This window comes from Streptomyces sp. NBC_01478, from assembly GCF_036227225.1.
Classification (GTDB): Bacteria; Actinomycetota; Actinomycetes; order Streptomycetales; family Streptomycetaceae; genus Streptomyces.
Genome location: NZ_CP109444.1, coordinates 3360598 through 3382941 on the forward strand (window position 1 = coordinate 3360598; position 22344 = coordinate 3382941).

A 22344-nucleotide genomic window follows, 5' to 3' on the forward strand; every position below is an offset into this window, starting at 1 on the left:
TACGCGAGCCGGTGCGCGCAGCCTTCATGGACCGTGCGCTCAGTCCTTGTGGACCGTGCCGTCCGGGTCGAGGCCGCGGAAGGAGAGCAGCACGATCAGGATGCCGCCGCACACGATCGCCGAGTCGGCGAGGTTGAAGACGGCGAAGCCCTTGGGCGCGATGAAGTCGACGACCTCGCCCTGGAAGATGCCGGGCGAGCGGAAGATCCGGTCGGTGAGATTGCCGAGCGCGCCACCGAGCAGGAGCCCGAGCGCGATCGCCCACGGCAGGCTGTGGAGCTTGCGGGCCAGCCGGGCGATCACCACGATCACGGCGGCGGCGATCATCGTGAAGATGACCGTGAAGGCCGCGCCGAACCCGAAGGCCGCACCGGGGTTGCGGATCGCGTGGAACTCCAGCCAGTCCCCGAAGACCTCGATCGGCGCGTGGTGCTCCAGCTTGTCCACCACGAGCAGCTTGCTGACCAGGTCGAGGGTGTACGCGAAGGCGGCCACCACGAACAGCACGGCGATCCGCCGCCTGCCCCTGGGAGGGGACGCGGTGTCGCCCTGCTCCGGCTCGGCCCCCGCCGCCTCTGGGGTATCCGGCGTACCGATGATGCGCTCCGCCTCTGCCACGTGAGTCCCTCGACCTAGGTGCCTAACTCAGGATGAGGGTACGGCACACCTCTCAGGAGCTTCAGTACCGGCGTCAGTACCGGCGTTCCTGCTTCTGCTTGCAGTCCATGCACAGGGTGGCCCGGGGGAAGGCCTGCATACGGGCCTTGCCGATCGGGTTGCCGCAGTTCTCGCACAGGCCGTACGTGCCGGCGTCCAGCTTCCCCAGGGCGCGCTCGGTCTGGATCAGCATCTCGCGCGCGTTGGCGGCCAGCGCCATCTCGCTCTCGCGCGTGATGTTCTTGGTCCCGGTGTCGGCCTGGTCGTCGCCGGCACCGTCCCCGGAGTCCCGCATCAGACCGGCGAGGGCCTGCTCGGTGGACGTGATCTCCTCGCTCAGCCGGGCGGCCTCGGACAGCAGCTCGGTGCGGGCCTCCTCGACCTCCTCGGGCGTCCAGGGGTCCTCTCCGGGGCGCACCGCCAGCTCACCCGGACCCGCGGCCGCGGCGAGCCGCGCCTTGGGAACCGCGGTCTTCGCCGCCGTGGCCGTGCCAGGAGTCTTCTTCGCAACCACCGTCGTGGCTCCCGTCTGCTCCGCGGCCTGCGCCGCGCCCGCCTTTGCCTTCTTGGCCGCGCTCTGTGTGCGCTTCGCGCTGTTCGTCGTCTTCGTAGTCGTCGTCGTACTCGTCGTCGTCTTCGTAGTAGCCGTCTTCGCGGTCGACTTCGCCGCGGACTTCTTGGTGGTCGGCTTCGGGGATGTCTTGGTGGTGACCGTTTTGGTCGTCGTCTTCGCCGCCGTCTTCTTCGGAGGTGCCGCTTCCTCGGACGTCGTCTTCTCGGGCGTTGCCGTCTTCTTCACAGCCGCTTTCTTCACGGTCGTCTGTTTCGAAGAAGAAGCCGCCTTCGTAGCGACCGCCTTCTTCGCCGCGGTCTTCTTCGCTGCGGTCTTCTTCGCCACCATGGCCGCGGCCCCTTCACATTTTGTGATCACGCACGCGAATCGTGCTGGGACGATAAATCGACTTGGGTCCCGCGGCAACGGGGCACGCCGCCCGATTCGTCCACCCCCCTGGCCTCGCGCGGCAAGCCTTCAAGCGTTGTGCCCAGCTCCCCGCCGGGTAATCCGCCGAGTCCGGCACCCCGAAAGCCGAACGCGTGTTCAGCGCCATTCGAGTCGTACTGCAGGTCGGGAAGCCCTCGGCCGAACCCCCGCCGACAGCACCCCCGGAATCCCCCGCCGAAGCCCTCGCAAAACCGGTCGGCCGCTGTCCGTGCGGCCCCGTACACTGGGCGGAGCGAGAAGCGTGGATGGGGACGAGTAGCGGCGTACGCAGCCCAGAGCGACCCGGGGACGGTGGAAGCCCGGGGGCGAACGCGACGTGAAGATCACCCCGGAGCCGCCGGAAGAAAGCCGCAGCCGACCGGCCGCGGCGAGTAGACCCGGTATCGCGACCCCAATGAGGGGGCTCACTGGTGCGCAAGGTGCACCGGGGAGCCAAGGAGGGTGGTACCGCGGGAGCGCGCCGCACACGGCGTACGGAAAGTCGTAGCTCTCGTCCCTCCGGACGGAAGGCAGAAAGTCCGCCGGAGGAAGCTCGCTGATGACAACGCCGACGTACCGCCAGGTGCCCGCCCAGGTCGACCTGCCCGCGCTGGAGCACGCCGTGCTCGACTTCTGGCGCGAGCAGAAGATCTTCGCCAAGACCCTGGACCAGTCCGAGGGGCGCCCCGAGTGGGTGTTCTACGAGGGCCCGCCCACGGCCAACGGCATGCCGGGCGCCCACCACATCGAGGCGCGCGTCTTCAAGGACGTCTTCCCCCGCTTCCGCACCATGCGCGGCTACCACGTGGGCCGCAAGGCCGGCTGGGACTGCCACGGCCTCCCGGTGGAGCTGGCGGTCGAGAAGGAACTGGGCTTCACCGACAAGCAGGACATCGAGGCGTACGGCATCGCCGAGTTCAACGCCAGGTGCCGCGAGTCCGTGACCCGGCACACCGACGCCTTCGAGGCGCTCACGACCCGCATGGGGTACTGGACGGACCTCGAGGACCCGTACCGCACGATGGACCCCGAGTACATCGAGTCGGTCTGGTGGTCCCTCAAGGAGATCTTCAACAAGGGCCTGCTGGTCCAGGACTACCGCGTCGCCCCCTGGTGCCCGCGCGACCAGACGGGCCTCTCGGACCACGAGCTGGCGCAGGGCTACGAGACCGTCGTCGACCCCTCCGTGTACGTCCGTTTCCCGCTCACCTCCGGTCCGCTGGCCGGCCGCGCCGCACTCCTGGTGTGGACGACGACGCCCTGGACGCTCGTGTCCAACACCGCCGTCGCCGCCCACCCCGAGGTCACCTACGTCGTCGCGACGAACGGCGAGGAGCAGCTCGTCGTAGCCGAGCCGCTCTTCGCCAAGGCCCTCGGCGAGGGCTGGGAGACCACCGGTGAGACCTTCACCGGCACCGAGATGGAGCGCTGGACGTATCAACGTCCGTTCGAGCTCGTGGAGTTCCCGGAGCCCGCGCACTACGTGGTGAACGCGGAGTACGTGACGACCGAGGACGGCACGGGGCTGGTCCACCAGTCCCCCGCCTTCGGCGAGGAGGACCTCAAGGTCTGCCGCGCGTACGGTCTGCCGGTCGTGAACCCGGTCCGCCCGAACGGCACCTTCGCCGAGGACGTCCCGCTCGTAGGCGGTGTCTTCTTCAAGAAGGCCGACGAAAAGCTCACCGAGGACCTCAAGGACCGCGGCCTGCTCTTCAAGCACGTGCCGTACGAGCACAGTTACCCACACTGCTGGCGCTGCCACACCGCGCTCCTGTACTACGCGCAGCCCTCCTGGTACATCCGCACCACGGCCGTCAAGGACCGCCTCCTCCAGGAGAACGAGAACACCAACTGGTTCCCGGACACCGTCAAGCACGGCCGGTACGGCGACTGGCTGAACAACAACATCGACTGGGCGCTGTCCCGCAGCCGCTACTGGGGCACCCCGCTCCCGATCTGGCGCTGCACGGAGGACCACCTCACGGTCGTCGGCTCCCGCGCGGAGCTGACCGAGCTGACCGGCACCGACCAGTCGGGCCTGGACCCGCACCGCCCGTTCATCGACGCGGTCACATTCCCGTGCCCCCAGTGCGCCGAGACGGCGACCCGCGTGCCCGAGGTCATCGACGCCTGGTACGACTCGGGTTCGATGCCGTTCGCGCAGTGGGGCTACCCGCACAAGAACAAGGAACTCTTCGAGTCCCGCTACCCGGCGCAGTTCATCAGCGAGGCCATCGACCAGACCCGCGGCTGGTTCTACACGCTGATGGCCGTCGGCACCCTGGTCTTCGACAAGTCGTCGTACGAGAACGTGGTCTGTCTCGGCCACATTCTCGCCGAGGACGGCCGCAAGATGTCCAAGCACCTGGGCAACACCCTGGACCCGATCCCGCTGATGGACCGTCATGGGGCGGACGCGGTGCGGTGGTTCATGGCCGCGGGCGGTTCCCCGTGGGCGGCCCGCCGGGTGGGCCACGGCACGATCCAGGAGGTCGTCCGCAAGACCCTCCTGACGTACTGGAACACGGTCGCCTTCCAGGCCCTGTACGCGCGCACGTCCGACTGGGCGCCGAGCGCGGCGGACCCGGCCCCGGCCGACCGCCCGGTCCTGGACCGCTGGCTGCTGTCCGAACTCCACGCGCTCACCGACCAGGTGACACAGGCTCTGGAGTCCTACGACACCCAGCGCGCCGGCAAGCTCCTGTCGGCGTTCGTCGACGACCTGTCCAACTGGTACGTCCGCCGCTCCCGTCGCCGCTTCTGGCAGGGCGACAAGGCCGCGCTGCGCACCCTGCACGAGGTCGTCGAGACGGTGACCCAACTGATGGCCCCGCTGACCCCGTTCATCACCGAGCGGGTCTGGCAGGACCTGATCGTCCCGGTGACCCCGGGCGCCCCCGAGTCCGTCCACCTGTCCTCGTGGCCGGAGGCGGACCTGTCCGCCATCGACCCGGAGCTGTCCAAGCAGATGGTCCTCGTACGGCGCCTGGTGGAGCTGGGCCGGGCCACGCGCGCGGAGTCGGGCGTCAAGACGCGCCAGCCGCTGTCCCGCGCGCTGATCGCGGCGACGGGCTTCGCCGCCCTGGACCGCGAACTGCACGCGCAGATCACGGAGGAGCTGAACGTCGAGGGGCTCGCCTCGCTGAGCGAGGTCGGCGGCTCACTGGTCGACACCACGGCGAAGGCCAACTTCCGCGCACTGGGCAAGCGGTTCGGCAAGCGTGTCCAGGATGTGGCGAAGGCGGTCGCGAACGCCGACGCGGCTGCCCTGTCCCTCGCCCTGCGCGAGGGCACGGCGACCGTCGAGGTGGACGGCGAGACCATCACGCTGGCTCCGGATGAGGTGATCATCACAGAGACTCCGCGCGAGGGCTGGTCCGTCGCGTCCGACTCGGGGGCGACGGTCGCCCTCGACCTGGAGATCACCGAGGAGCTGCGGCAGGCGGGCCTGGCCCGTGACGCGATCCGGCTGATCCAGGAGGCCCGCAAGAACAGCGGCCTGGACGTCGCCGACCGGATCGCCCTGCGCTGGACGTCGACCGACCCGGAGGTCATCTCGGCGCTGGCCGAGCACGCGGCGCTGATCGCCGACGAGGTGTTGGCACTGGACTTCGCCCAGAGTGAGGCGGACGACACATACGGCGTCCCGTTCACCGACGAGGGATTGTCCCTGGTGTTCCGCCTGCGTAAGGCGTAGACACCACGCGGTGCGAGAAGGGGCCCGGTCTCTGTGAAGGAGGCTGGGCCCTTCCTCTTCCCTATGGCCGGACCAGGACCGTGCGCCCACGCGGCGGAGCCGCACATCGATACTGCCCCGCGCCCCTGAAGAAACCCGCGCAAAAGGGCGGGGCCCCCGGATGATCCGGGAGCCCCGCCCTTTGAACGCTGCCGACGCCTGAGGCGTACTACAGGCCGATCAGTTGTCGTCCTCGTCGATCAGGAACCCGCGCATCGGCGAGGGAGCCTGGCCCATCGGCGACGGGCCCTGCGGCCGTACCGGAGCCATCGGCTGGGTCATGGCCGGGGACATCTGCTGCTGGCCGCCGTAGGACGGACCGGCCGGAGCCGGGCCACCTCCCATGCCGCCCATGCCCTGCGGGCTGCCGTACGACGGGGCGCTCGCGCCGGCCGGGGCCATCGAAGGCGCCGGGGACGGCGGAAGCGACGCGGCGGCCGGAGCGCGCGGCGGAGCCAGCGAGTCGTCGGCCTGAGTCTCCAACTGACGCAACTGGGACTCGAGGTAGGACTTCAGACGCGTGCGGTACTCGCGCTCGAAGCCGCGCAGGTCCTCGACCTTGCGCTCCAGCGTGGCGCGGGCGGACTCCAGGGAGCCCATCGCTACGCGGTGCTTCTCCTGCGCGTCCCGCTCCAGGGCGTCGGCCTTGGCACGGGCGTCACGCTCGAGACCCTCGGCGCGCGAACGGGCCTCGCCGACGATCTTGTTGGCCTCGGAACGGGCCTCGGCGATCGCCTGGTCGGCGGTCTGCTGCGCCAGCGAGAGGACACGGGCGGCGCTGTCGCCACCGGGACCCTGCTGCGGCATGCCGCCGCCCATACCGCCACCCATGGGACCGCCCATGGGGCCGCCCATCTGCTGCTGCATGGGGGGCTGGCCCATCTGACCCTGCATCGGGCCCTGGCCCATCTGCTGCATCTGGCCCTGCATCGGACCCTGGCCCATCGGACCCTGGCCCATGGGGCCTTGTCCCATCGGACCCTGGCCCTGCGGACCGCCCTGGCCACCGGGGCCGGGGGGCAACTGCGGGGCACCGCTCGGCAACTGGGGCGGACCGCCCATGGGGCCGCCCATCTGCTGCTGCGGGGGGCCCGATATGCCGGCGGGCACCGGGGCGCCCGGACCACGCATGCCTTGCTGGGGCATTCCCTGCGGGGGCATGCCCTGTTGCGGCATCCCTTGCTGCTGCATGCCGCCCTGTTGCTGGTCCTGATCCGGGGGCTTGCGCATGTTCTGTTGGTTCTGCGCGGCGGCACGCGTGGCCGCGGCCAGCTTGGCGCGCAGGTCCTCGTTCTCGCGCAGCAGGCGCGTCAGTTCGGCTTCGACCTCGTCGAGGAAGGCATCAACCTCGTCCTCGTCATAGCCTTCTCGGAGGCGGACGGTCGTGAACTGCTTGTTCCGCACGTCCTCGGGGGTCAACGGCATCTCTTCACCTCAACGTAGTCATCGGCAGTCGGCAAGACCGTATCGTCCACTGTCACCCCGCGAGATTGCCCACGATAGAGATCAAGATGTAGACGATGATCATCAGGACGAAGAAGGACAGGTCTAGCGCCACGCCTCCGAGACGCAACGGCGGAATGAACCGCCGCAGAAGCTTCAACGGTGGATCGGTGACAGTGTAGGCGGCCTCCAGAACGACCACCATCGCCTTGCCGGGTTGCCATGAGCGGGCGAACTGGAAGACGTAGTCCATGACCAACCGAAAGATGAGCACGATGAGAAACACCATCAGCGCGTAGTAAATCACCAGCGCGAACACGCCCATGGCTTGCCTTTCCTCCCCTGTTCCGTGCTTCCTAGCGGCTGTCTGTCTCAGCTCTGATTGAAGAACCCGCCCTCTGCGATGCGGGCCTTGTCCTCCGCCGTGACATCGACGTTAGCAGGCGACAACAGGAACACCTTCTGCGTCACCCGCTCGATGCTGCCGTGAAGACCAAACACCAAACCGGCCGCAAAGTCGACAAGTCGCTTCGCGTCTGTGTCATCCATCTCAGTCAGATTCATGATCACCGGGGTGCCTTCACGGAAGTGTTCCCCGATGGTACGGGCCTCGTTGTAGGTCCGGGGGTGAAGTGTGGTGATCCGGTAAGGCTCTCGTTCCGACACGACCTTGGGCATGATCACCGGTGCGTTCTTCTCCAGGGACTGGCGTTCTTGTGTGATGGATGCCACGGGCGCGATTCGCGCCGGACGCCCTGATTCCGCACCCAGTGAAGCGGAATGGGACACCGGTTCGCGAGGGGCCGGAGGCTGCACCACTCGTACCGGTTCGTCCCTTTGAGACTGATGCGGGCTGTGTGACTGGTGCGACGGCTCGTGCCGTCGACGGTCCCGCTCGGGCTCCGGGTCCAGTTCGGGTTCGAAGTCGTCATCGGGGTCGAAACCCCGGCCGTCGTACCCATCGTCCTCCACGAGGCCGAGGTAGACCGCCATCTTGCGCATCGCGCCGGCCATGCTCTGAGTCCTCCGCTCTGTGGTGGATCGGCTGACGACTGCCAAGTGCCCGCGATCCACGAGGTCGTTACGCCCGCCTTCGGCGGCATTGACCATATTTTCTGCTGTGGTCCGACTTCCTGGCGACGTTACCCGAGCCTGGGGCGCACGCCGAGTACCGCAGTGCCGACGCGTACATGTGTCGCTCCGGCTGCCACGGCCTGTTCGAGGTCCGCACTCATCCCTGCCGACACCATGTTCGCAGCAGGATGGGCTCGGCGCAGGTCAGTCGACAAATCCATCAACCGCCCGAACGCCTCCAGTTGGCGTCCGGCGTACTCACCGGTGAGCGGAGCGACGGTCATCAGCCCGTCGAGCCGCAACCCCGGGGCCCCCGCGACGAGATCGGCCAACTCCCCGATCCCGCCCGGCCCGACGCCTCCCCGCTCGCCCCGCCCGCTCACTCCCGCGTCGAGCGCGACCTGGATGAGACAGCCCAGTTCGCGCCCGGACCGCTCGGCCTCCTTCGACAGGGCGGTGACGAGCCGGGCCCGGTCGACCGACTGCACGACATCGGCGTAACCGACCACGGATCGCACCTTGTTGGTCTGCAACTGACCGACGAAGTGCCAACTCAGCGGCAGATCCGCGCATTCGGCGGCCTTCGGGGCGGCGTCCTGGTCCCGGTTCTCGGCGACATGACGCACACCGAGTTCGGCCAACGTTCGTACGTCGCTCGCCGGATAGGTCTTGGTGACCACGATCAGGGTCACCTCTTCGCGCTTCCGCCCGGCCGCCGCACAGGCGGCGGCGATGCGCTCCTCGACTTTCGCCAGATTTACGGCGAGTTCGTCCTTACGGTCCGTCATGCCCGATCAGTCCAGCCAGACATAGCTCGCCAGACGCCCGGTCGTACGGTCGCGGCGGTACGAGAAGTGGTCGCCCGATTCACGGGTGCACACCGGCGACTGCTCCCGGTCGCGCACCCCGAGCCGGTCGAGCTGCGCGTGCGCTCCGGCGGTCACGTCGACCGCGGGAGTGCCCCAACTCGTCTCGGCGTACGCCGCCGGTTCCACGGCGGCGACGTCGGCGCGCATGTCCGCGGGCACTTCGTAGCACCGGCCGCAGACGGCGGGTCCGGTGCGGGCGACGATCCGGGCGGGATCGGCGCCGAGTTCCACCATGGCCCGTACGGCGGCGGGGACGACCCCGGCCACCATGCCCGGGCGTCCGGCGTGGGCCGCGCCCGCGATCCCGGCGACCGGGTCGGCGAGCAGGACGGGCGTGCAGTCGGCGGTCAGCACGGCGAGGGCGAGGCCGCGCCGGGCGGTGACGAGCGCGTCGACGGAGGGGATGTCCGAGGCGCCCCAGGGCTCCTCGACGACCGCCACGTCCGCGCCGTGCACCTGGTTCATCCAGACCACCAGCGCCGGGTCCAACCCCAGCGATTTGGCGGCGAGTTCACGATTGGTACGGACCGCTTCGGGGTCGTCGCCGACCGCTCCGCCGAGGTTGAGCTCCTCGTACGGAACGGCGCTCACCCCGCCCCACCTGTCGGTGAAGGCGAAGTGCGCGCCGCTCACGGTGTCGAGCTGTCCTATCACTTCAGGAAGTCCGGTACGTCCAGCTCCTCGGCGGCGCTGTCCGAGTAGGTCCGCGACGGCGGGACCGGCGGGGCGACCGGAAGGTCGGCGGCCGGTACCGGCGCGGGCTCCGGCTCCTCCTTGGGCTTGACGCTGCCGAGCGAGCCGAAGGACGGACGGCTCTCGTTCTGGCGTACCGGAGTCGGTTCCTCGCGGCGGCCCGAGGTCGAGCCGGTCTCCCGGCGGGTCGGCGGCTGACCGCCGTCGAAGCCGGCCGCGATGACCGTGACCCGGACCTCGTCACCGAGGGCGTCGTCGATGACCGCGCCGAAGATGATGTTGGCCTCGGGGTGGGCGGCCTCGCTGACCAGTTGGGCCGCTTCGTTGATCTCGAACAGGCCGAGGTCGGAGCCGCCGGAGATGGAGAGCAGGACGCCACGGGCGCCGTCGATGGAGGCTTCGAGGAGCGGCGAGGAGATCGCCATCTCGGCCGCCGCCACCGCGCGGTCGTCGCCGCGGGCCGAGCCGATGCCCATGAGGGCCGAACCGGCCTCGGACATCACGGACTTGACGTCGGCGAAGTCGAGGTTGATCAGGCCGGGCGTGGTGATGAGATCGGTGATGCCCTGAACACCGGAGAGCAGGACCTGGTCCGCCGACTTGAAGGCGTCGAGGACCGAGACCTGGCGGTCCGAGATGGACAGCAGCCGGTCGTTCGGGATGACGATGAGGGTGTCGACCTCTTCGCGGAGTTCGGCGATGCCGTCCTCCGCCTGGTTGGCCCTGCGCCGTCCCTCGAAGGTGAAGGGGCGGGTGACCACGCCGATGGTGAGGGCGCCCAGGGAGCGGGCGATGTTGGCCACGACGGGGGCGCCGCCGGTGCCGGTGCCGCCGCCTTCGCCGGCCGTCACGAAGACCATGTCGGCCCCCTTGAGGACCTCCTCGATCTCCTCACGGTGATCCTCGGCGGCCTTGCGGCCGACGGCCGGATTGGCGCCGGCGCCGAGTCCGCGGGTGAGTTCGCGGCCGACGTCGAGTTTGACGTCGGCGTCGCTCATCAACAGCGCCTGCGCGTCGGTGTTGATGGCGATGAACTCGACGCCCTTGAGACCGACCTCGATCATCCGGTTGATGGCATTGACACCACCGCCGCCGACACCGATGACTTTGATGACTGCGAGGTAGTTCTGCGGTGCTGCCACGTCGAAGGCCTCTCGCCTCGAGTTACGTGTCGTCGGTCGCGGTGTTCCGCGACCCGACGACGGATGCCGAATGGGACGGTCCGTAGCGCCGACCCGAACCCTAACGTTGAAGTTTAGGGTTACCAGTGTGTCCGTTCCTTGAAGTCTTCTGAACAGGACACTAAGTCGACAAGTGGCGCACGTTCAACGAACACGCCGAACCTCCCGTTTTTCTTTTCACCCTATGTGATCAGCCGTAGCGCTGCCCAACCAGGGTGCTGGCCTGCGCGAATGTGCGTCAACTCCCGGCTGACGCAGGGGCGGTGGGAACACTTACGTCGAAGTGCCGGGCCCCGGAAGCTGCTTTCATGAGAGCGGTGAGCGTACGCGCCTTCGCTGTGCCCTTCTCACCGCTTCCCCATGCGACGGTACGGCCGCCGCTCAACTCGAGTGAGATGTCGTCGTAGGAACGGACTTTGACGACCTGGGTGTCGCGCGCGACGGCGGCCGGAATGTCACCCGCGACGCGCACCGCCTCGCGGACGAGTCGGGCCTCGCCGAAGCGGCGCAGGCCGACCGCGGACGAACCCGGTTGAGAGAGCGCCAATTCGAGGGTCGGAACGGACTTCGGTGGCGTGGAAACGGTGGCGAACCGCACGCCCTCGTCGTCCACTTCGACGAAGTTTCCGCCCTTTTTCTCCACCAGGACCGGGCTGCGTTCGGTCACTTTCAGCCCGATTCCATGAGGCCAGGAACGGACTACGTCAACAGTGTCAATTCGGGGCAATTTCTTGCGGAGTCGGGCTTCGATCGCATCGGTGTCGACGGAAATCAGCGGTCCGCCGACCGGTACGCCGGCCGCTTCGCGCACCTGCTCCGGCGTCAGAACCTTCGTCCCGGAGACCGATACCTTCTCCACCCGCAGCCACTGCGAGCCGAAGAGCAGCCAGACCGTGGCGGCGCCCAACAGGGCTGCGACGAGGGCGAGTACGACAATCAGACGAAGACGTCGCGGCCCCAGGCGCCGGACAAGGGGCGGGCCGGACGACTCCTGTTGGCGTTCACCGCGTTCGGCGGTCGTCGGTCCGGCCACGATCCCCTGCCTCTCTCACATAGGGCTAGCGGTGCCGCGAGGCGATCGCCTCGTACACCATGCCGACGAGCAGGTCGTCGGCGTCCCGGCGGCCGAACTCGCTTGCCGCGCGCGACATTTCGTACAGCCGGTGCGGGTCGGCGAGCACGGGCAGGACGTTGCCCTGGATCCACTCGGGCGTCAGTTCCGCGTCGTCGACCAGGAGTCCGCCGCCGGCCTTGACCACCGGCTGGGCGTTCAGCCGCTGTTCGCCGTTGCCGATGGGCAGCGGGACGTAGGCGGCCGGGAGTCCGACGGCGGAGAGTTCGGCGACGGTCATCGCGCCCGCGCGGCAGAGCATCATGTCGGCCGCGGCGTACGCGAGGTCCATCCGGTCCACGTACGGTACCGGGATGTAGGGGGGCATCCCCGGCATCTGGTGCACCTGCGGCAGTTCGTTCTTCGGGCCGACCGCGTGCAGGATCTGGATTCCGGCCTGTTGGAGGTACGGCGCGACCCGCTCGACCACCTCGTTGAGGTGCCGGGCGCCCTGCGAGCCGCCGGAGACCAGCAGCGTCGGCAGGTTCGGGTCGAGGCCGAACGCGGCCCGGGCCTGCGGCCGTACGGCCGCGCGGTCCAGGGTGGCGATCGAGCGGCGCAGCGGGATGCCGATGTAACGGGCGTCGCGCAGCTTGCTGTCCGGGGTCGAGACCGCGACCCGGGCCGCGTAGCGCGAGCCGATCTTGTTGGCCAACCCGGGCCGGGCGTTGGCCTCGTGGATCACGATCGGCACCCCGAGGCGCTTGGCCGCGAGATAGCCGGGCAGCGCCACATAGCCGCCGAAGCCGACGACACAGTCCGCCTTGGTGCGCTCCAGGATCTGCTCGGCCGCCTTGATGGTGCCGCGCAACCGGCCCGGCACGGTGATCAGTTCCGGGGTGGGCTTGCGCGGCAGGGGTACGGCGGGGATCAGCGCGAGTTCGTAGCCCCGCTCGGGTACGAGACGGGTCTCAAGGCCGCGCTCCGTGCCCAGGGCCGTGATCCCCACGGTGGGGTCCTGCCTGCGCAGGGCGTCCGCGAGGGCGAGCGCCGGCTCGATGTGGCCGGCGGTCCCCCCACCGGCGAGTACGACATGCACCGAAATTCACCGCTCTCCGGACGAACGTGCCGCCGAGGCACGCCGTCTCATCGTGTTCCATCTCCGGGAACTCCGGCCGGAACCGGGTGCCCTGCCCCCCCGTTTTCTACCAAAGCGGGGTTGCCGCATCGCAAGCGCCGCCCGCGCAGCGGGGTCGTCGCGCGCGAAGGCGATCAGCAACCCGATGGCGAACATGGTCGGCAGCAGGGCGGAACCCCCGTAGGAGAACAGCGGGAGCGGGACGCCGGCGATCGGCAGCAGGCCGAGCACCGCACCGATGTTGATCACCGCCTGAGCGGTGATCCAGGTGGTCACGCCTCCCGCGGCATACCTCACGAAGGGGTCCTCCGTGCGTCCGGCCACGCGGATACCCGCATAGCCTAGAGCCGCGAAGAGGGCGAGCACCGACAGTGTGCCCGCCAGACCCAGTTCCTCACCGGTGACGGCGAAGATGAAGTCGGTGTGGGCTTCGGGGAGTTGACCCCATTTCTCCACACTCGCGCCGAGCCCGGAGCCGAAGATCCCGCCGGATGCGAGCGCGTAGATCCCGTGCACGGCCTGCCAGCAGTCGGCGACCCCCGTCTTGGGCTCGGTGGCGCCGATGCAGGCGAGCCGGGCCATGCGGTTGGGGCTGGTCTTGATGAGGATCACACCGATCGCGGCCGCGATCGAGAGAACGCCGACGAAGAGCCGGGTGGGCGCACCGGCCAGCCAGAGCAGGCCGAACAGGATCGCCGTGAGGATGATCGCCGTACCCATGTCGCCGCCGAGCATGATCAGCCCGAGCAGCATGAACGCGACCGGCACCAGCGGCACCAGCATGTGCTTCCACTGGGACAGCATCGCCTTGTCCTGCTTGCGGGCCAGCAGGTCGGCGCCCCACAGGACGAGGGCCAGCTTGCCGAACTCGCTGGGCTGGATCTGGAAGGAGCCGCCGAGCGAGATCCAGTTGCGGTTGCCGTTGACCGACATCCCTATCCCCGGCAACTGCACCAGCGCCATCATGAAGACGGCGCCCGCGAGGATCGGATAGGCCAGCGCCCGGTGCAGCTTGACCGGCATCCGCGAGGCGGCCAGCGCCAGCACCCCGCCGATACAGGCGGCGAGGAACTGTTTGCGGAAGAAGTACGAGCCGGGCAGCGACAGTTGGAGCGCCGTGATCTGGGAGGCCGAGTAGACCATCACCAGACCCAGCACGGTGATCAGCACACTGCCGCCGGCGATCAGGTAGTAGGCGGTCAACGGCCGGTCCCAGGCCCGGCGCACGTTCGCGTACAGCCGTCGTACGGGGTTGTCGCGGACGGTCCTGGCGGCCGCGGGACGTCTGGGGGCCCGCTGCTGCACGGGCGGCCGGCCGGTACGGCTACTGGGCATCAGCGCCTCCGCTCACATCGGTCAGGCGCCGAGTTCGCGAACCGCCTGGGCGAACGCGTCACCGCGCTTGTTGTAATTGGCGAACATGTCCATGGAGGCGCAGGCCGGGGCGAGCAGCACCGTGTCGCCGGCGGCGGCGAGCCGCTGTGCCTCCTGGACAGCCGCGAGCATCGCCCCAGTGTCGGTCCGGGCGAGGTCGACGACGGGTACTTCCGGCGCGTGTCGCGCGAGGGCTTCGGCGATCAGCGCACGATCGGCGCCGATCAGCACCACGCCCCGAAGTCGCTTCGCCGACTTGGCGACCAGCTCGTCGAAGGTCGCGCCCTTGGCGAGCCCGCCCGCGATCCACACGATCGACTCGTAGGCCGCCAACGAGGCTTCCGCCGCATGGGTGTTGGTGGCCTTGGAGTCGTCGATGTACGCGACACCGTCCACATCGGCCACGTGCGCGATCCGGTGCGCGTCGGGCGTGAAGGCCCGCAGCCCGTCCCGTACGGCCTTGGCGGGCACCCCGAAGGCGCGCGCGAGGGCAGCGGCGGCAAGGGCGTTGGCGATGTTGTGCGGGGCCGGTGGATTGACGTCCGCGACCTCGGCGAGTTCCTGCGCGTTCTTCTGCCGGTCCTCGACGAAGGCACGGTCCACCAGAATGCCGTCCACGACGCCGAGTTGGGACGGCGCGGGGCTGCCCAGCGTGAACCCGATCGCCCGGCAGCCCTCTTCGACGTCGGCCTCGCGGACCAGGTCCTCGGTGGCCTTGTCGGCGACGTTGTAGACGCAGGCGACCCGATTGCCTTCGTAGATACGGCCCTTGTCGGCGGCGTACGCCTCCATCGAGCCGTGCCAGTCGAGGTGATCGGGTGCCAGGTTCAGGACGGCGGCGGAGTGGGCGCGCAGCGAAGGCGCCCAGTGGAGCTGATAGCTCGACAGTTCGACGGCGAGGACGTCGTATTCCTCGTCCCCGAGTACGGCGTCCAGGACCGAGACGCCGATGTTGCCGACGGCGGCCGTGCGCAGGCCGCCCGCCTTCAGGATGGAGGCGAGCATCTGGACGGTGGTGGTCTTGCCGTTGGTGCCCGTGACGGCCAGCCAGGGGGCCGCTTCGGGGCCGCGCAGGCGCCACGCGAGCTCCACGTCGCCCCAGATCTCGACACCGGCTGCCCGGGCGGCCGCGAACAGCGGCTTGTCGGGCTGCCAGCCGGGGGTGGTGACGATCAGTTCGGTGCCGTCGGGCAGGGTCGCGCCGTCGCCGAGGCGCACGGTGATGCCGAGCGCCTCCAGGTCGGCCGCCTGGGCCCGGGAGCGCTCGTCGTCGCCGTCGTTGACGACCGTGACGAGCGCGCCGAGTCCGTGCAGGACCTTGGCCGCCGGGATGCCGGAGACACCGAGCCCGGCGACGGTGACGTGCTTGCCCTCGAAGGAGAGCCCCTGACCGTCGGTCACTTTTCCGCTGCCCATCCCGCGTAGAAGAGGCCCAGGCCGACGATCACGCAGATGCCCTGGATGATCCAGAAACGGACCACGATGAGCACTTCGGACCAGCCCTTGAGTTCGAAGTGGTGCTGGAGCGGGGCCATTCGGAAGACCCGCTTGCCGGTGAGCTTGAAGGAGCCGACCTGGATGACCACCGACATGGTGATGAGGACGAAGAGGCCACCCATGATGGCGACGAGCAGCTCCGTGCGGGAGAGGATCGCCAGGCCGGTGAGGACACCGCCGAGGGCGAGTGAGCCCGTGTCCCCCATGAAGACCTTGGCCGGCGAGGTGTTCCACCACAGGAAGCCCAGGCAGGCACCCATCAGCGCCGAGGCGATCACCGCGAGGTCGAGTGGATCGCGCACTTCGTAGCAGGCGTTCGGGTTGGTCAGCGTCGTCGCGTTGGCGCAGGACTCCTGGAACTGCCAGACACCGATGAAGGTGTAGGCGCCGAAGACCAGGACCGAGGCGCCGGTGGCGAGGCCGTCCAGACCGTCCGTCAGGTTCACGCCGTTCGACATCGCGAGGATCATGAACAGCGCCCAGATCACGAACAGGATCGGGCCGATCTTCCAGCCGAAGTCCGTGATGAACGACAGCTTCGTCGAGGCCGGGGTGTTGCCGCGGGAGTCCGGGAACATCAGCGCGAGCACCGCGAAGCTGATGCCGACGATCAACTGACCGGCCATCTTCGCCTTGGCCCGCAGGCCCAGCGAACGCCGCTTGACGATCTTGATGTAGTCGTCGAGGAAGCCGACCAGGCCCATGCCGCACATCAGGCCGAGCACCAGCAGCCCCGAGTAGGTCGGGGGGTAGCCGGTGATGACCTTGGACAGGAAGTACGCGGCGACCGTCGCGAAGATGAAGGCGATACCGCCCATCGTCGGCGTACCGCGCTTGCTGGCGTGCTCGCGCGGGCCGTCGTCGCGGATGTACTGGCCGTAGCCCTTGCGGGCCAGCAGCTTGATCAGCAGCGGGGTGCCCACCAGGGTCAGGAACAGGCCGATGACTCCTGAGAACAGGATCTGCTTCATCATCGGACGGCAACCTCACCCTCGGTACCGGCCTCGACGAGCGCCTGCGCCACGCTCTCGAGCCCGACCGACCGGGACGCCTTCACGAGAACGACGTCTCCCGGGCGCAACTCGCTGCGCAACAGGTCGACCGCCGCCTGTGCGTCGGACACGTGCACCGACTCCTCACCCCACGAACCCTCGTTATATGCGCCCAGTTGCAGCCAGGACGCTTCCCTGCCCCCGACCGCGACGAGCTTGCCGACATTGAGCCGGACGGCCAGCCGTCCGACCGCGTCGTGCTCGGCGAGCGCCTCGTCCCCGAGCTCGGCCATCTTGCCGAGCACCGCCCACGTCCTGCGTCCCTTGCCCATGGCCGCGAGCGCGCGCAAGGCGGCTCGCATGGACTCGGGGTTCGCGTTGTAGGCGTCGTTGACGATGGTCACGCCGTCCGGTCGCTCGGTGACCTCCATCCGCCAGCGGGAGAGGGAGCCCGCCTCGGAGAGCGCGGTGGCGATCTCGTCTGCGGACATGCCCAGCTCATGGGCGACGGCGGCCGCGGCGAGCGCGTTCGACACGTGGTGCTCACCGTACAGGCGCATGGTCACTTCGCTGCACCCGGAGGGTGTGTGAAGGCTGAAGGCGGGCTGTCCGCTGTCCGTGAGTCTCACGTTCTCGGCCCGTACGTCCGCTTCGCCGGACTCTCCGAAAAGGATCACCTTCGCCTTCGTACGGGACGCCATGGCCCGTACGAGCGGATCGTCCGCGTTGAGGACCGCGACGCCACCGTCTTCAACTGAAGGGAGCGCCTCCACGAGTTCGCCCTTTGCCTGCGCGATCTGCTCCCGGCCGCCGAACTCGCCGATGTGGGCGGTGCCGACGTTGAGGACGAGGCCGATCTGCGGGGGCGTCAGATCCGCGAGGTAGCGGATGTGACCGATGCCGCGGGCGCCCATCTCCAGGACGAGGAACCTCGTCTCGGCGGTGGCGCTCAGCGCGGTCAGCGGCAGCCCGATCTCATTGTTCAACGATCCCGGTGTGAACACCGTGGGCGCCTTGCGCGCGAGCACCTGGGCGATGAGGTCCTTGGTGCTGGTCTTGCCCGCCGAGCCGGTGAGGGCCACGAGGGTCGCGCCGAGCCGTCGTACGACATGCCGGGCGAGGGCGCCCAGGGCGCTCTGGACGTCGTCCACGACGATCGCGGGGACACCGACCGGGCGGGACGCCAGGAGGGCCACCGCGCCCGCCTCGACGACCGCGTTCGCGAAGTCGTGGCCGTCGACGTGCTCGCCGACGAAGGCGACGAAGAGGCTGCCGGGTTCCACTTCCCGGGAGTCGCGGACCACCGGGCCGGTGACCTGGACGGACGGATCCGGTATGTCGTGCGTCTGCCCGCCGACGACTTCTGCGATCTCGGCGAGGGAGAGGGCGATCACAAGTTCATCCCTGGGTCTTCTGGATAGCTTCGCGAAGCACCTGGCGGTCGTCGAAGGGACGGACCACTCCGGCGATGTCCTGGCCCTGCTCGTGGCCCTTGCCCGCGACCAGCACGGTGTCCCCCGGCTGTGCGCGGGCGACGGCGGCGGCGACGGCCGCGGCCCGGTCCTCGAAGACCTGGACCTCGCCGCGCTCGTGCGCGGGCACGGACGCGGCCCCCTGGAGCATGGTCGCGAGGATCGCGAGGGGGTCCTCGGAGCGGGGGTTGTCCGATGTCAGTACGGCGGTGTCGGCGAGCCGCGCCACGGCGGCGCCCATCGGCTCGCGCTTGGTCGTGTCCCGGTCCCCGCCGCAGCCGAGCACGACGTGCAGCTTGCCCTCGGTGACCTTGCGCAGCGCGCGCAGGACCGATTCGACGGCGTCCGTCTTGTGGGCGTAGTCGACGACCGCGAGATACGGCTGCCCGGCGTCCACGCGCTCCAGGCGCCCCGGCACGCCCGGCACCTCGGAGATGCCGTCGGCGGCGAGCTGCGGGTCGAGGCCCGCGGTGGCCAGGGCGGCGATCGCGGCGAGGGTGTTGGCCACGTTGAAGGAGCCGGCCAGCGGCGATCTCGCGGTGATCAGCTCGCCCTTGGGGCCGACCGCGGTGAACGTCGAGTCCATCGGGCCGATTTCGACGTTCTCGGCACGCCAGTCGGCGTCCGGGTGGCCCTCGGCGGAGTAGGTGACCACGGGGATCGTGGCCTGCGCGGCGAGCCTGCGGCCGTACTCGTCGTCGAGGTTGACCACTCCCTGCCGGCTGCGCAGCGGCGTGAACAACTGCGCCTTGGCCTGGAAGTAGTCCTCCATGCCCGAGTGGAACTCCATGTGTTCCGGGCTGAGGTTGGTGAAGACCGCGATGTCGAAGATGCAGGCGTCGACCCGGCCGAGGACCAGCGCGTGGCTGGAGACCTCCATGGCGACCGCGTCGACCCCGCGCTCCAGCATGACCGCGAACAGGGCCTGGAGATCGGTGGCTTCGGGGGTCGTGCGCTCCGACTTCATGCGCTCGTCGCCGATGCGCGTCTCGACCGTGCCGATCAGACCGGTGGACCGGACCGTTTTCAGACCGCCCTCGACGAGGTACGCGGTGGTGGTCTTGCCGGACGTGCCGGTGATGCCGATCTGGAGGAGATCGCGGCCGGGGTGGCCGTAGATCGTGGCCGCCAGCTCGCCCATGTGCGCCCGCGGGTCCTCGACGACCAGTACCGGCAGGCCGGTTGCCGCCGCGCGGTCGGCGCCGGCCGGGTCCGTCAGGACGGCGACGGCGCCGAGGCCGGCCGCCTGGCCGACGAAGTCGGCGCCGTGCAGGCGGGCGCCGGGCAGCGCGGCGTACAGGTCGCCGGGGCGGACCGCGCGCGAGTCATGGGTGATGCCCGTGACGTCGGCGGCGGTCGTCGGCTCGGCGGCGCCCACTTGGCCGGCGAGTTCCGCGAGGGGTGTGGCGGAGAGCTGCGCCGGCCTGGGCGGCCCCGGATATGTCACGGATGCGCCCTTCTGGGGGGGTTGGGACTGATCGGCGGATGGCACGGCGGTGAGCGTACCGGGCGCACCCGCCGGGGAGCGAAGCGAGGGGCGGGGGTCGCCCTGGTTCCCGGACTGGGAGGTGATCATGGTCACGGATCGGTTCCTGGCTGTTGCGCTGATCAGGGCGTGAAGGTCACGGGCAGATTCGCGGCCTTCGCCCCGGTGGGCGGGACCTGGAGGGTCTTGAGGGCGAACTCCATCACCTGCTTGTAGATCGGTCCGCAGATCTGACCGCCGAAGTAGCTTCCGCTGGTGGCGTTCTGGATCGCGCAGTAGACGGTGATGCGGGGATTGTCGGCCGGCGCGAACCCGGCGAACGACGAGGTGTAGCCCTTGTACTTGCCGGTGGCCGGATCCACGCGGTTGGCGGTGCCGGTCTTGCCCGCCACCCGGTACCCCGGAATGGCGGCCTTACCGCCCGTGCCCTGCTCGTCGTCCACCACGGACTCCAGCATCTGGGCGAGGGTCTTCGCCGTCTTCGCACTGATGACCCTGGTCTTCTTGGGCGTCGCCGCAGGTGTGAAGCGGCCGTCGGGCCCCTTCGTGCCGCGCACCAGGGTGGGTTCGACGCGGACTCCGCCGTTGGCGACCGTCGAGTAGACGGAGGCCGCCTGGAGCGCGTTGAGGGACATGCCCTGGCCGAAAGGAATCGTGTACTGCTGCGAGGTCGACCACTTGGAGGCGGGCGCGAGGATGCCCTTGGTCTCGCCGGGGAAGCCGAGCCCGCTGTAGCTGCCGATGCCGAACTTGCGCAGATACGAGTACAGGACCTGGTTGGCCTCGGGCTGGGTCTTGCCGAGCTGCCCGGCCGCCTCGATGGTGCCGATGTTGCTGGACTTGGCGAGCACGCCGTTGAGGGTCAGGTTCCAGGTCGCGTGGTCCACGTCGTCCTGGAAGAGCCGGTCGCCGCGGTGCAGCCGGTTCGGCACGACGACATGCGTCAGCGGGGTGGCCGCGTTCTCCTGGAGTACGGCGGCCATCGTCATGACCTTGGCGGTGGAACCGGGCTCGTAGGCGTCCTGGACGGCCGCGTTGCCCAGGGAGGCCGCGTTGGCCTGCGCGAGGTCGTTCGGGTCGAAGCCGGGCGCGTTGGCCATGGCGAGGATCTCGCCGGTGCGGGTGTCCTGCACTATCACGTACCCGCGGTCCGCCTTGGACTTCTTCACCTGCTCGGTGATGGCGTTCTGCGCGGCCCACTGGATGTCGCGGTCGATGGTCAGCTCGACATCGGAACCGGGCACGGCGGGCGTCTCCGTGGAGCCCGCGGTGGGCACCTGGAGGCCGCCGGACTGGGCGTAGCGGACCTTGCCGTCCTTGCCCGTCAGGTCCTTGTTCAACTGCTGCTCGACCCCGCCGCCGCCCTTGCCGTCGGCGTTGACCCAGCCCAGTATCCCGGCGGCGAGATCGCCGTTCGGGTACACGCGCTTGGTGGTGGGGACGGCGAGGACACCGGCCAGGACGTTGACCGTGGTCGGGTCGGTCGAGGCCTTGGTGTTGAGCGCGCTCTTCAGGTCCTTGATCTGCTTCCAGACCTGCGGGGTCTGCCGGTTGGCGAGCACCACGTAGCGCAGGTTCTTGTTCGCCGGCCGGAGCTTCTTGACGAGGGAGGCCTGGTCCACGCCGAGGATCGGGGCGAGGAGGGCGGCCGCCTGTTCGGGCCCGTCGTCGATCTTGAGCTGTTTGCGGGTGAACAGCGTCGGGTCGGCGGTGATCGTGTACGCGTCCACGCTGGTCGCGAGGGCCACCCCGGAGCGGTCGGTGATCTCGCCGCGCTCGGCGGCCAGGACGTAGTCGACGTACCGGTTCTGCGCGGCCTTGGCGGCGTACGCGCTCGCGTCGACGGCCTGCACCTGGAGCAGTCGTACGACGAACGCGATCAGGACGAGGGTCAGCGCGAGGCTGATCATGCGCAGCCGGGGGCGGGGGCTGCCGAGCCGGAGGGAGCGGGGGCCCGCTGGGCGGCCCGCCGCGGGAGGGGGTGACGCGGGGCGGCGGGTCTGGCGGGCGCCGGGCTCCGGGCGGCGGCGGGCCGCGTTGCCGCCCACCGGACGTTCGGGCCTGGCCGGTCCGGGCACTCGGCGGCGTGGCGGTTCCCTGTCGGACACTTCCGTCACCTGCCGGGTGTTGTCGGGGTGGAGGACTGAACTGTCGAGGACTGCGCGGGCTGGACGGACCGGGCCGGGGTGGGGGTGGCCACGGGTGCCACCGCGCCGGGCGCGGGGGTCGGGCTCGGGCTCGGCCTGCTGACGAGCGCCTCCGGGGCGAGGACCACCGACGTGTTCGCCGAGGTCTTCTCGGCGGCGGCCTGCTCGGGGACACCCTTCACGGTGCCGTTCGGGTCGAGGAAGGCGGGGTCCCCGCCGGGCACCATGCCCAGCTCGTGGGCGCGGCGCTGAAGGGCGTCGGGAGCCGAGTAGGCGTCCACGTCCCGCTGGAGCGCCTGCTCCTCGTCGGTGAGGCTCTTCGTCTGCTTCTGGAGGTCGTCCAGCTTGAACTGCCCTTCGCTGAGCGCGGAGTTCAGCACGAGCAGTCCGATCAGACCGCCGCCGAGAAGGAGCACGACAAGGAGGACGAACGGGGTGCGGGCCGCGTGGATCCCGCCGTTCTGCGCGGGCCCGGTCGGGAAGAGCCGCGCGAGTCGGGCGGCCCTGCCCCTCAGTTCGGGTTTCCTACTCACTCACGCACCCCGCACTCAC

The 22344-nt window shown here is 69.5% G+C and carries 18 protein-coding genes; 1 reads left to right on the forward strand and 17 read right to left on the reverse strand.

The genetic code is table 11. The features are described 5' to 3' along the window. Window positions 1-39: 39 nt before the first annotated feature. Window positions 40-618 carry a signal peptidase II gene (gene lspA / locus OG223_RS15170; protein WP_329247881.1) on the reverse strand — a complete coding sequence of 193 codons (579 nt, stop codon included), beginning with the start codon at window positions 616-618 and terminating at the stop codon, window positions 40-42. 73 nt (window positions 619-691) lie between these two features. Further along, on the reverse strand, window positions 692-1558 hold the full coding sequence (locus tag OG223_RS15175) for a TraR/DksA family transcriptional regulator (RefSeq protein WP_329247884.1): 867 nt from the start codon (window positions 1556-1558) through the stop codon (window positions 692-694). A gap of 640 nt (window positions 1559-2198) precedes the next feature. On the opposite strand from OG223_RS15175, the gene ileS reads away from it, so the two are divergent. Further along, entirely contained in the window at window positions 2199-5336 is a 3138-nt protein-coding gene (gene ileS, locus OG223_RS15180; RefSeq protein ID WP_329247887.1) for an isoleucine--tRNA ligase, read from the forward strand. A 219-nt stretch (window positions 5337-5555) separates the two neighbouring features. Here ileS and OG223_RS15185 read toward each other — a convergent pair whose 3' ends face one another. The 15 genes from OG223_RS15185 to OG223_RS15255 form a co-directional block, all read right to left on the reverse strand. Continuing rightward, on the reverse strand, window positions 5556-6800 hold the full coding sequence (locus tag OG223_RS15185) for a DivIVA domain-containing protein (protein ID WP_329247890.1): 1245 nt from the start codon (window positions 6798-6800) through the stop codon (window positions 5556-5558). Between the two features lie 52 nt (window positions 6801-6852). Beyond that, window positions 6853-7143: a YggT family protein gene (locus OG223_RS15190; protein WP_200689005.1), complete on the reverse strand. Its 291-nt coding sequence runs from the start codon at window positions 7141-7143 to the stop codon at window positions 6853-6855. A 47-nt stretch (window positions 7144-7190) separates the two neighbouring features. Further along, window positions 7191-7832 (reverse strand): cell division protein SepF, encoded by a 642-nt coding sequence (locus OG223_RS15195; RefSeq protein WP_019062317.1) that lies wholly within the window; start codon window positions 7830-7832, stop codon window positions 7191-7193. 128 nt (window positions 7833-7960) lie between these two features. Continuing rightward, window positions 7961-8680: a YggS family pyridoxal phosphate-dependent enzyme gene (locus OG223_RS15200; RefSeq protein WP_329247896.1), complete on the reverse strand. Its 720-nt coding sequence runs from the start codon at window positions 8678-8680 to the stop codon at window positions 7961-7963. A 6-nt stretch (window positions 8681-8686) separates the two neighbouring features. Further along, window positions 8687-9415 (reverse strand): peptidoglycan editing factor PgeF, encoded by a 729-nt coding sequence (pgeF, locus tag OG223_RS15205; protein WP_329247899.1) that lies wholly within the window; start codon window positions 9413-9415, stop codon window positions 8687-8689. Then, entirely contained in the window at window positions 9412-10596 is a 1185-nt protein-coding gene (gene ftsZ, locus OG223_RS15210) for a cell division protein FtsZ (protein ID WP_329247902.1), read from the reverse strand. Before ftsZ ends, pgeF begins: the two co-directional genes overlap by 4 nt. 277 nt (window positions 10597-10873) lie before the next feature. Next, complete coding sequence (locus OG223_RS15215) at window positions 10874-11668, reverse strand: cell division protein FtsQ/DivIB (protein WP_329247904.1); 795 nt, start codon at window positions 11666-11668, stop codon at window positions 10874-10876. 25 nt (window positions 11669-11693) lie between these two features. After that, window positions 11694-12785: an undecaprenyldiphospho-muramoylpentapeptide beta-N-acetylglucosaminyltransferase gene (gene murG, locus OG223_RS15220; protein WP_329247907.1), complete on the reverse strand. Its 1092-nt coding sequence runs from the start codon at window positions 12783-12785 to the stop codon at window positions 11694-11696. A 6-nt stretch (window positions 12786-12791) separates the two neighbouring features. Beyond that, window positions 12792-14159 (reverse strand): putative lipid II flippase FtsW, encoded by a 1368-nt coding sequence (gene ftsW, locus OG223_RS15225; protein WP_329247909.1) that lies wholly within the window; start codon window positions 14157-14159, stop codon window positions 12792-12794. Window positions 14160-14180: 21 nt separating this feature from the next. After that, window positions 14181-15614: a UDP-N-acetylmuramoyl-L-alanine--D-glutamate ligase gene (gene murD / locus OG223_RS15230; RefSeq protein ID WP_329247912.1), complete on the reverse strand. Its 1434-nt coding sequence runs from the start codon at window positions 15612-15614 to the stop codon at window positions 14181-14183. Then, window positions 15596-16669 (reverse strand): phospho-N-acetylmuramoyl-pentapeptide-transferase, encoded by a 1074-nt coding sequence (mraY, locus tag OG223_RS15235; RefSeq protein ID WP_329247915.1) that lies wholly within the window; start codon window positions 16667-16669, stop codon window positions 15596-15598. The genes murD and mraY overlap by 19 nt, the downstream gene beginning before the upstream one ends. Further along, window positions 16666-18081 carry a UDP-N-acetylmuramoyl-tripeptide--D-alanyl-D-alanine ligase gene (locus OG223_RS15240; protein ID WP_329247917.1) on the reverse strand — a complete coding sequence of 472 codons (1416 nt, stop codon included), beginning with the start codon at window positions 18079-18081 and terminating at the stop codon, window positions 16666-16668. Before OG223_RS15240 ends, mraY begins: the two co-directional genes overlap by 4 nt. Window positions 18082-18085: 4 nt before the next feature. Beyond that, window positions 18086-19606, reverse strand: coding sequence for a UDP-N-acetylmuramoyl-L-alanyl-D-glutamate--2,6-diaminopimelate ligase (locus OG223_RS15245; protein WP_329247919.1), 1521 nt, complete (start codon window positions 19604-19606; stop codon window positions 18086-18088). A 161-nt stretch (window positions 19607-19767) separates the two neighbouring features. Next, a complete protein-coding gene (locus OG223_RS15250; protein WP_329247921.1) occupies window positions 19768-21753 on the reverse strand; it encodes a peptidoglycan D,D-transpeptidase FtsI family protein in 1986 nt (661 codons plus the stop codon). A gap of 5 nt (window positions 21754-21758) precedes the next feature. After that, on the reverse strand, window positions 21759-22325 hold the full coding sequence (locus OG223_RS15255; RefSeq protein WP_329247923.1) for a hypothetical protein: 567 nt from the start codon (window positions 22323-22325) through the stop codon (window positions 21759-21761). Between the last annotated feature and the right edge of the window lie 19 nt (window positions 22326-22344).